The sequence below is a fragment of the Zooshikella harenae genome (assembly GCF_018837975.1).
Classification (GTDB): Bacteria; Pseudomonadota; Gammaproteobacteria; order Pseudomonadales; family Zooshikellaceae; genus Zooshikella; species Zooshikella harenae.
In genome coordinates this window covers 1-2,096 of record NZ_JAGSOY010000204.1, presented here as the reverse complement: position 1 = coordinate 2,096, position 2,096 = coordinate 1, and the positions used below count along the sequence as shown (strand labels likewise).

General features: G+C 39.0%; 2 protein-coding genes and 1 pseudogene. All 3 read right to left on the bottom strand.

Annotated features, from left to right (window positions below; all coding sequences use genetic code 11):
- Positions 1 to 186 precede the first annotated feature (186 nt).
- Positions 187 to 615 (bottom strand): hypothetical protein, encoded by a 429-nt coding sequence (locus tag KCG35_RS24840; protein ID WP_215822541.1) that lies wholly within the window; start codon positions 613 to 615, stop codon positions 187 to 189.
- Positions 612 to 1,415 carry an HNH/ENDO VII family nuclease gene (locus KCG35_RS24835; RefSeq protein WP_215822540.1) on the bottom strand — a complete coding sequence of 268 codons (804 nt, stop codon included), beginning with the start codon at positions 1,413 to 1,415 and terminating at the stop codon, positions 612 to 614. The genes KCG35_RS24840 and KCG35_RS24835 overlap by 4 nt, the downstream gene beginning before the upstream one ends.
- Positions 1,416 to 1,606: 191 nt before the next feature.
- Positions 1,607 to 2,096, bottom strand: a pseudogene (locus KCG35_RS24830) (hypothetical protein); the annotation flags it as partial.

The window sequence follows — 2,096 nt, the reverse complement described above, 5'->3', positions numbered from 1 at the left end:
AACCAACGGATTCCCATACGCATACAAATACTTATGCAAACTCGGCGCGAGGGTTAAATCCCCCTCCCAGGCATCCATGCTCAGGAATCGGCCGACATCCGGATCATTTTTTTGCATCATAACCACATGCAACAGACTATTTTTTGATCAGCATCAAATCTAGGGTGTCCCCTTCTTTTCTATAATCTACCCTCCCAAGTACCAAATCATGAACTTATAGAACCCACCCCATTTTGCCGAGATTTCACCTCTCAAAAAACTATCTCTTGTTTTTAATTCAAAATCCCATACTTTACCGGTAATCTTGTCGTACAAATAACAGCCTTCCCCCTCAACAGTGGTGAAACAAATGTAATTTTCAGGCAATCCCCATACTTCATGAACAAATTCTGTACCATCTTTTATTTGTTCAGAGGGTTCTGCAATATCACATAATTCTTCATCCGATACATCACTTAGAAAAAGTGTAATAGTATAGGTAAGAAAAAACTCGGCAAACTCACTTTCAACAGGAACATCCAATTTCATAAGAGCTTGATTCACAGAGTCAATATTAGACCTATGAACATTACCGGCTTGTTTTTCCACAAGCGCTGACAATTTCTCTGGTATCATTGCATTGCCTCTCTAGCACGATCCATCCAATATTGTGGAACTTCTTTTTTGAACAAAGCCCTATCCACAGGAAAATCAGGATGAGGTTGACTTCCATATGGATGCACAGCCTCCCTGCCTTGACCTGATTTAGTCTTTAAGTGCGTTTTACGAATTAACTCATAAAGAGGGCCATTTGCATTTTGTCTCGAATGATGAAGCTGTATTTGTTCTAATTCACCATCTTTTCTAATAAAAGGAGATCGCCCGGCTTTAGCCAAATCCAAATTTGTGACGCCAGGCTTTACTTCCAACCCCCAATCAATCTCTTGTTGATAAACCTTATAGGTGTTTCCTGTACCTTTACCTGAAGCCTTCCAACTTGTTTCAGTTTTGAAAAACTGCGGGCTTTTACCAAGCTTTGTAGCGCTACTGTTTGGAACTTTCTCTCTAGTTAACCCTCCTCCTTTACTCGTTTGTGGAGGTGCTGCTCCTGCTCTCACATCTAATACATCAGAAGAGTGCTCCTCAACAAATCGTCTCCTGCCTTCAAAAGTATTTGGGTCATAAACGGGAGATAATTTTAAGGAATAGATACTTTCAAGTATCCTATAACGTTCCATCAACTCTGTGTACGCAGGAGTTGTACACATGCAGTCGTGAGCTTCTATTAATATTGCTCGGTCTCTCTTAAGTTGAGCATCCATTGCAACGGGATCATATTCTTCATTCTTAAGCTGCTCTAGTTGCGATAATGCTGCCTTATCTGCTTCCCACTTTTTCCTATAGGAAAAGAAAAAAGGACACCCACTTTTTAACAAATATCAAATTACAGAAAAATGACTTACCCACAAGAAAAATATAATTATCAATTAATGTACGTACAGGCTATTTTTTTATGGTTATAGGATGATCGAGCTAAAAAAACAAAGATTTAATGCCTATTTTTTAACGACAGCCCTTCCTTACAAAGCATATAAATTGCGTAGATATAACGTTTACAGCTATCAAACTAATTATATTGAACACTCCTTCCTGAAAATAGTTGCTTAGCAAGTTTAATACCTTTAATAAATTTACGCTGCCATTGCGTCACTGCTTGCTGAATACTATTTTCCGTTCCAACAACATCAATAAAACGTTTTTCTTTACGGCTTACATATGCAAGCAATTCATCTTTATTGATATTTAGACGCTCAAGAATAGGTGGTTGTTGCTCACTAATGGCACTACGCTTATCATCACGGATAACACGGCCTAACCAATCAACTAACTGCAAATAGTCTTTTAAACTGAAGGGAATTGTCGTTTTCTTTCCTTGTTTTTCATTATTAGAAAAACGCAATAGAGGTACGACAGGTAGGGTTTGTTTAGGCAGTTTTGTTTTTCGTACAAAGGACTGATTTCGTGGCTTTCTTTTCTGTTGACGCTTGGCCCAAGCCACCATCCGTGCTTGGATTGACGTAAAATCTGATGCCTCTGGCGTTTCTGCCATACCGGCG

What these genes read in the sequence shown, in the direction of transcription:
- KCG35_RS24840 (WP_215822541.1), bottom strand. Translation starts at nt 615, where the DNA reads ATGATACCAGAGAAATTGTCAGCGCTTGTGGAAAAACAAGCCGGTAAT.